The organism is Sphaerisporangium sp. NPDC049002 (assembly GCF_040649355.1).
In the GTDB taxonomy this organism is placed as follows: Bacteria; Actinomycetota; Actinomycetes; order Streptosporangiales; family Streptosporangiaceae; genus Sphaerisporangium.
Window position 1 is genome coordinate 1 of record NZ_JBEZFH010000289.1, and the last position, 7,215, is coordinate 7,215.

Consider the following 7,215-nt stretch of genomic DNA (forward strand, 5'->3'; position numbering starts at 1 on the left):
GCGGGCGGGAAGCCCGACGGCGGCGGTCCTGCCGTCCTTGAGCACGGTGACGCGGTCGCCGATCTCGCGGATCTCCTCCAGCCGGAGTCAACCACACGCCTCTGACCTGCCTGGAAACGATCACCTGGGGGTGGCCGGATGCCCGGTGGCAACTTTTGGCAAGCGCTTTCCGCTGCAACATTGCCGTAATAAAGTCCGGATTCCACCCACTTCCGATACTCAGATCGCCAAGGAGCCGTCATGAGTATTCGCACCCTCACGGTCGCGACGGCCGCGCTCGTCCTGACGCTGGCAGGCGCCACGCAAGCGGCCGGTGCTGTGCAAGTGGCCGACGATCCGCCGTTCGCGCAGTACCAGGAGATGCACGCGAACTGCACCGTCACCCATCGGCTCAGCGACGACCCGATCGTGTTCCCGGGTCTGCCAGGCGCGTCGCACAACCACACGTTCGTCGGCAACCCCGCCACCAACGCGAACTCCACCCCGCAGGCGCTGGTCGGTGGGGCGACGTCCTGCGAGGACACGCTCGACGCGTCGGGGTACTGGTTCCCGACGTTGTTGCAGAACGGCGCCGTACGGCTGCCGGACAAGCCAACGATCTACTACAAGTCCGGCGTCAAGGACTACCGCACCGTCCAGCCGTTCCCGCCCGGGTTCCGGCTCGTCGTCGGCGATGCCCGCGCGACGGACGCCTCCGCGTACCAAGGCACCTGGAAGTGCCCCGGTTACGAGGGCGCCGACTTCCCCGCATCGTGCCCGAGCGGCACATCCCTGGTCGCCCGGCTGAAGGCGCCGAGCTGCTGGGACGGCGTGCACCTGGACAGCGCCGACCACAAGTCCCACATGGCATGGCCGGTCCGGGGAGTCTGCCCGGCGGACCACCCCGTACCTCTGCCCATGCTCGAAGCCAAGGTCCCGTATCCGCTGGCCGGGGGGAACACCAGCGGTCTGGCCCTCGCCTCGGGCGCCGCGTACACCTTCCACTACGACTTCATGAACGGGTGGAACGCGCCGCGCCAGGCCTACCTCGTGGGCTACTGCATCAACGGCGGACGCCAGTGCAACGGCTACGGGCAGGATCCGAAGAAGCCGTAACGCCCGGCGACACCGCCATCGAAGGTCGGCCCCTACTCCCAGCAGCAGTGGTACACCCGTTACAGTCAGATCGGCGGCTGGGTCAACGGCGTGTGGAACATGGTGCTCTCCGGCGTGAAGGGCACCCCGGCCAACAGCTTTCCCAGCCCGCCGTACACGACCCTGCCGACCACCCCGGTCATCATCAACGACACCGGCGCGTCGACCAGTACCGTCGTCAAGTGAACATCGTCAGCTACCGTTGCCTGTGAGTGCGCTTTGGTAAGCACTCCCTCAGACAGCTTCCGGCTTGCACCGGAGCGTTCCCCGTTTCCGGGGTTCCCGTTTCACCGGTGCGCGCCCGGCACGGGTGCTGGGTCTTACCGCTCCTCGGCGGGCGTTTAGCGTCTCCCCGCGACTCTGGGCGACGTCGGCCGCGAGTGCGGCCAGGTTGAGCGCGGCGTTGTGGTCGCGGGCGGCGACCAGGCCGCACTCGGCGCATGCGTAGGTGCGTTCGGACAGGGCGAGCTTGGCTTTCACCGCGCCGCAACCCGAACAGGTCTTGCTGGAGGGAAACCACCGGTCGGCGACGATGAGCCTGCCGCCGCTCCAGATGGTCTTGTAGGCGAGCTGGCGTCGCGCTTCGGCCATGCCGGCGTCGGCGACCACTCGGGCGAGACGCCGGTTGGCGAGCATCCCGGACACGTTGAGGTCTTCGACCACGACCGTGCCATAGGTTTGCGCCAGACGGCTGGTGAGCTTGTGCAGGCCGTCGCGCCGCTGGTTGGCCACGCGGGCGTGCGCCTTGCCGAGGGCGGCTGTGGTCGCGGCCCAGCGGGCGGAGGGCTCACGCCTGGCTCCGCCGGAGTTGTGCGGGCCGACGCGGCGGGAGAGCCGCTTGTTCAATCGGCGCAGCCGCCTGAGCGCCGAGCGGTGATGCTTGGGGTTGGCGACGACCTCGCCGGTGGACAGCACCGCGAGTTCTTTGACGCCGAGATCCACCCCGACCACGCCGTCCGGCTTCACGGGGATGCGGTCGGTGCGGTCGATCTCGCAGGTGAACGCCACCAGCCAGCGGCCCCCCTCCCGCCGGACGGTGGCCGACAGGATCCGGCCGGTGCCGCGCTCCAGATGGCGGGCCAGTTTCCGCGTCGACTCAGCGGTGCGGATCGTCCCCAGCCGGGGCAGCGTAACCTGGCGGCGATCAGCCTCCAGGCGGATGGCGCCGGTGGTGAACCGGCATGACAGGGCGGCGCGATGCTTGGATTTGAAGCGAGGGAAGCCGATCTTGCGGCCTTGACGGGTGCCGTTACGAGACGCCGACCAGTTCTTCAGCGCCCGCGCCAGGTTGTCCAGGCCGCTGTTGTAGGCCTCTTTGGAGTTGTCGGCCCACCACGGGGCAACGACGCCCTTGGTGGCGTTCCATGCCCGGCGCAGACCGTACAGCGACCACGCCACATCGGTCAGGTGCTCCTCGGGCACCCCGTAGGACTTCTCCGCTTCCCGCTGGGACAAGGCGACCTTGACCACACCCAGGCCCCAGTTGAACGCGAACCTGGCCGCGCCGCAGTGCGAGGCGAGGGCGGCGGCCTGCCCGGGGGTGGGATCAAGGGCGTAGCGGTAGGCCTGCGTCACCTTCATCCGGTCGTCCCGCCTCCGGTGGCGGCGGCCACCGCGCGCCGCACCCGGTTCGCCGCAGCGCGGCGGCCGTACCGGCGGACGCACAGCGAGGTGAGGATCTCCGTGACGTCTCGCACCAGGTCATCGTCGACCTCAGCAGGATCGGCGACCAGCAGGCGGCGACCTTGGGCCGATAGCGCGGCCTCGACGTACTCGGCGCCGAAGCGGGCGAAGCGGTCTCGATGCTCCACCACGATCGTGGCCACTTCGGGATCGGCGAGAAGCGCCAGGAGCTTCTCGCGGCGCCCGTTGAGGGCGGAACCGACCTCGGTCACGACCCGGTCCACGCTCATGCCGCGCCCGGTCGCCCACGCCGCCACCCGGGCGACCTGGCCGTCCAGGTCGGCCTTCTGATCGGCCGACCAGACACAGGCGTAGACCACGGTGGTCGCGCCGCCCGGGGTGGCGGGATCGATGTCTCCGACCAGGATCAGCCGCCCGACTTTGCGAGCGGGCACGGGCAGGGTGCCCTCCCGATACCACCGGTAAGCGGTGATCGGGTGGACACCCTGTGCCTTAGCCCACTCTTTCAAGTTCACCCATGCATACTAACACATACTGAAGTGATAGCTGTTGCCACCCCTAGCGCGGGGCGGGACCCGTCGACTCACGCACGATCAGGTGCGTCGGCAACACGGCCGATTGCCGTGTCGCCGGCGCACTGTCGTTGAGGCGTGCCAGCAGCATCGACACCGCCACCCGCCCGGCCTGCTCGATCGGAGCGGCGAGCGTGGTGAGGGTGGGGTGGCAGAAATCCGCCCCGAACATGTCGTCACAGCCGACGACGCTGATCTCACCGGGCACGCCGAGCCCGCGCTCACGCAGCCGGGTGAGCATCCCGATGGCAAGGAGGTCGTTGAAGGCGATACACGCCGTGGCACGGGTGTTGATCAGCGCGTCGGCGGCGGCCGATCCGGACATCCGACCGGCCGGGAAGGGACCGAGACGGCGTACCGGCAGCCCGTGCCGGGCCCCCGCCGCGATCAGCGAGCGCCATCGGGCCTCGTTGGCCCAGGAGTTCTCCGGGCCGGACATGTAGACGATCTCGCTGTGCCCGAGCGAGATCAGGTGCTCGGCCGCCTGCGCCACACCGGATGGGGAGTCGAGCACCACGCTTTCGACACCGCGCACCATGCGGTTGACCGCCACCAACGGCAGCTCGGTGGCCAGCTCCGCGAGCAGACGACGGGACAGCCGCGAGGTGGCCAGGATCGCCCCGTCGATCGACTGCCGCATCTTCGACAGCACGTGCGACTCCAGTTCGCCGGAATTCTCGGTGTCGATGAGCAGGTGGGCGTAGCCTGCGGCTTTGAGCTGGTGCTGTGTGCCCCGGATCAGCCCGAAGTAGAACGGGTTGGTCACGTCGGACACCAGGACCGCGACGGTTTCCGTACGTCCCGAGGTCAACGCGCGGGCGTGGGTGTTGGGCACATAGGACAGTTCGCGGGCCACCGCCACGATGCGATCGCGGGTGGCCGCGTTCACCCGGCCGGGCCGCGACAGCGCGCGAGACACGGTGGACGCGGCGAAGCCCGTAGCCTCCGCGATGTCATTTATCGTGACACGTCGCTGTACGCTGTCGCGATTGTCCATGCACGGACGAAAACACGGCATGGCAGGGATGGCAACCGTTTGCCTGCCGTGATTATCAGGCGCTCACGATGGTGGCGGTGAGCCCCGGTCGGCGGAGACGAGGCGGCGGGATCCGGCGTCAGCGGCGGCGGGGCGGGGTGGTGGGCCGGTGGGTTTTCGGGTCGACGACCGGGCCCGGGTTTATGGGGTTGCCGACGACGCCCGAGGTCACCTTGGTCAACGCCTGGATGAGCTCCTGCACGAGCGACCTTTTGCTCTTGGGGGTCATGGTGCATTCTCCTTGGGGGCGGACGTCATCGTGCTACGTATCATTATTCTCACGATATGTCGTGAACGACGGGCCCGTCCACCGAGCCCCCCGAACCCGCCGGCCCGCGTCCATGCGCCCGCCGCTGGGCGGGTGGGGGGGGCGGACATGGCGGGATATACGCTCATAGCGTGCCCGGCGGATCGGGGGCTCTGGTTCAGGAAGCCTCCACGGGGTCCCCGACGTTGTGGTTCCAGTGGGCAGGCGAAGGTAGCGATTGCCCCGAGCGAGAGGCAGTTCATGTTTGGTCGCAAGCCCATCGAGGAGCGCCTGGCCGAGCGCCGCGCCCAGTTGCCTCCCCTCAAGGAGGGGGAGCACTTCGAGCATGGGCCGGCCAAGTTCGTGTTCGTCTTCCTGATCGTGTTCGTCGTGGTGGCCCACCTCATCGGGCTGGTCGTCCTCATGGCGCTCGACCTGCACTGACGGCCGGCGGCCGTCAGTAGGGCAGCGAGTAGCGGGTGTAGCGCGGCGCCGCGTACGGGTTCTTGAACTTCGGGTAGGCCACGGTGCCGACGTCGCCGTCGGAGGTGTAGCGGTCCTCGGGATGGGCGTTCAGCCAGTCGAGCCACGCCGTGGAGCAGAAACGGGCGCAGTCGCCGACCTTGTCCATGGCCCTGATGCGCGGTATCCCGAGCGGGTCGAAGTCCTTGCTGAAGGGCGACGCCGCCGGGGTGTAGCCCGCCAGGAAGACCCCGGTGTAGTTGTAGCGGACGTCCCCGGCCGAGCCGCGGAGCGCCCAGTCCTTTGTGCTCGGCTGGTTGCCGTACGGCAGGGCCAGCGTGCTCGGCGCGTCCTTGATCAGCGAGGTGATCAGCTTGTGTCCCGCCGTGATCTGCTCGGTGACCTGCTCCTTGGAGCGGCCGCGCAGGTTGAGGTGGTCGCGGGTGTGGTTGCCGATGTCGTAGCCGTTGTCCCGCAGCCATCCGAGGACCTGCGCCTGGGCCTCCTGCCCGAAGGTCCCGAACATGTCCTTGATGACGTAGAAGGTGGCGACCGGCCGGAAACCCGGGTGCTTGCGCGCGACGTCCCGGAGGATGCCGACGGCGGTGTCCGGCTTGGGCGCCCCCGAGCCGTCCAGCGTGAGCTGCGACGGCGAGGAGTCGTCGAACGTGAGCACGACCGGGTGGGTCCCCGCGGGGATGCCGATCCTGCCGGTGGTGTACTCCTTGGCCGTGATGGGGACGTAGCCGTCCTTCGCCAGCCGCTCCAGTTCGGCGCGGAACTGCTCGGGAGTCCGGTCGTCGGTACCGGCGGGCTTGGCGACGATGCGGTGGTACATGAGCACGGGTATCTGGCCGAGCTCGTTCGCCTTGACCTTGGCGGCCTTCGCCATCGCCGCCTTGCGCGCGTCTTGGGCGTTCGCCGGCTTGGCGGACTTGCCCAACGCGGCCGGCTGCGCCACGACCTTGGTCTTCCCCTCCGCGCACCCCGCGAGCGCGATCACGCTGAGTGACAGAACTCCGATACCACGTATCCCGAAGCCCCCCATGGCCATGGCCCCCCAACCATCCTGAGGAATGAGATACGGGTCTCCTACCCCACTGACCTGGGACTTCCACGACGTGCGAACGCCAAGCCTGGCACCTTATTCCGCATTTATCGGCAACTCTACATATGTCGCCATATGTAGTCATTTGTCCGCGTTTAGGGGGTTTTGCGAGTCACTTCGTGGTCTCGCCGGCGCGTACCCGGATCCCGGTGAGGCGGCGGAAGATGTCCCACCAGAAGGGGGCGCCGAACAGCAGGGCGAAGAACGTGATGAGGAACCCGGGCCAGTGGCCGGGACTCACCAGGCGGTGAAGCCACTCCCCGCCGTTCCACATCCACTTGGGGCTGCCGCTGTCGGGGATCCTCACCGACACCGGGGCGTTCCCCACGATCTGGACGAAGGCCGGAGCCGACAGCACCTCGGTCACGCAGGCGTACGGGTCGGCGGGATGGTCGGGGCATTTGTCCCGAAGGCCCGACAGCGACTGCGCTCCCCCGTCGGCCGTGGCGGCCACCTGCGCCCGGATGGCGTTGTCGGTGAGGATCGCCCTGCCGTACTCCAGCGAGTCCATGCTGAACACCAGCGTGAGCACCAGGCCGAGGGCGGCGATGACCCACCGGACGTAACGGCGGTACAGCATGGTGAGGCGCTGCATCTCGCCGTCGAACCAGTCCTCGACGCCCTTGCGGAACGCGTCCAGGTCGTCGTGGGCGGTCTCCCACGCGCTCTTCAGCGGCCCGTACAGAGGGCTGCCGTCCTGTTCGAGCCTCGCCAGCAGGACGGGCGCGCCACCCTCGCTGGTGGCGATCTCCATCATCGCCACCGCGAACCGCCCGGGCGGGATCGAGGCGATGCTCGTCTTGCCGTCCTTGCTGTGGTCGATCTCGCGGAGCCGCTCGTACAGCCGCCCGGACCACGTGGTGGCCGTGCTCTGCACCGGAGCCGGAAGCGGGCTGAACTCCGGCCGCGCGTCCTTGGGTGGCGGAGACGCCGGCGCCGCTGTCCGACGACCCGCGCGTCCTGCTGGCCCAACTGGCGCAGGCGTTGCGCGTGTCGGCCGGCGAGGGCAGGC

9 protein-coding genes are annotated in these 7,215 nt (G+C 68.7%); 2 read left to right on the top strand and 7 right to left on the bottom strand.

The features are described from left to right. The first annotated feature begins 240 nt into the window (after nt 1-240). Nucleotides 241-1,095: a DUF1996 domain-containing protein gene (locus tag AB0B89_RS33420; protein ID WP_358560778.1), complete on the top strand. Its 855-nt coding sequence runs from the start codon at nt 241-243 to the stop codon at nt 1,093-1,095. Nucleotides 1,096-1,160: 65 nt separating this feature from the next. On the opposite strand, the gene AB0B89_RS33425 is transcribed toward AB0B89_RS33420, so the two are convergent. The 5 genes from AB0B89_RS33425 to AB0B89_RS33445 all read right to left on the bottom strand — a co-directional run bounded on the left by AB0B89_RS33425 (nt 1,161) and on the right by AB0B89_RS33445 (nt 4,615). After that, entirely contained in the window at nt 1,161-1,316 is a 156-nt protein-coding gene (locus AB0B89_RS33425) for a hypothetical protein (RefSeq protein WP_358560781.1), read from the bottom strand. A gap of 52 nt (nt 1,317-1,368) precedes the next feature. Beyond that, on the bottom strand, nt 1,369-2,715 hold the full coding sequence (tnpB, locus tag AB0B89_RS33430; protein ID WP_358560783.1) for an IS607 family element RNA-guided endonuclease TnpB: 1,347 nt from the start codon (nt 2,713-2,715) through the stop codon (nt 1,369-1,371). Beyond that, entirely contained in the window at nt 2,712-3,293 is a 582-nt protein-coding gene (locus tag AB0B89_RS33435; RefSeq protein WP_358560785.1) for an IS607 family transposase, read from the bottom strand. The genes tnpB and AB0B89_RS33435 overlap by 4 nt, the downstream gene beginning before the upstream one ends. Before the next feature lie 43 nt (nt 3,294-3,336). After that, nucleotides 3,337-4,347, bottom strand: a complete 1,011-nt coding sequence (locus AB0B89_RS33440) for a LacI family DNA-binding transcriptional regulator (protein ID WP_358560788.1) — start codon at nt 4,345-4,347, stop codon at nt 3,337-3,339. 118 nt (nt 4,348-4,465) lie between these two features. Further along, a complete protein-coding gene (locus AB0B89_RS33445) occupies nt 4,466-4,615 on the bottom strand; it encodes a hypothetical protein (RefSeq protein ID WP_358560791.1) in 150 nt (49 codons plus the stop codon). A 279-nt stretch (nt 4,616-4,894) separates the two neighbouring features. On the opposite strand from AB0B89_RS33445, the gene AB0B89_RS33450 reads away from it, so the two are divergent. Further along, nucleotides 4,895-5,077 carry a hypothetical protein gene (locus tag AB0B89_RS33450; protein ID WP_358560794.1) on the top strand — a complete coding sequence of 61 codons (183 nt, stop codon included), beginning with the start codon at nt 4,895-4,897 and terminating at the stop codon, nt 5,075-5,077. Between the two features lie 13 nt (nt 5,078-5,090). Here AB0B89_RS33450 and AB0B89_RS33455 read toward each other — a convergent pair whose 3' ends face one another. After that, nucleotides 5,091-6,098: a polysaccharide deacetylase family protein gene (locus AB0B89_RS33455; RefSeq protein ID WP_358560797.1), complete on the bottom strand. Its 1,008-nt coding sequence runs from the start codon at nt 6,096-6,098 to the stop codon at nt 5,091-5,093. Between the two features lie 217 nt (nt 6,099-6,315). Continuing rightward, on the bottom strand, nt 6,316-7,080 hold the full coding sequence (locus AB0B89_RS33460; protein ID WP_358560800.1) for a hypothetical protein: 765 nt from the start codon (nt 7,078-7,080) through the stop codon (nt 6,316-6,318). Nucleotides 7,081-7,215: the final 135 nt, after the last annotated feature.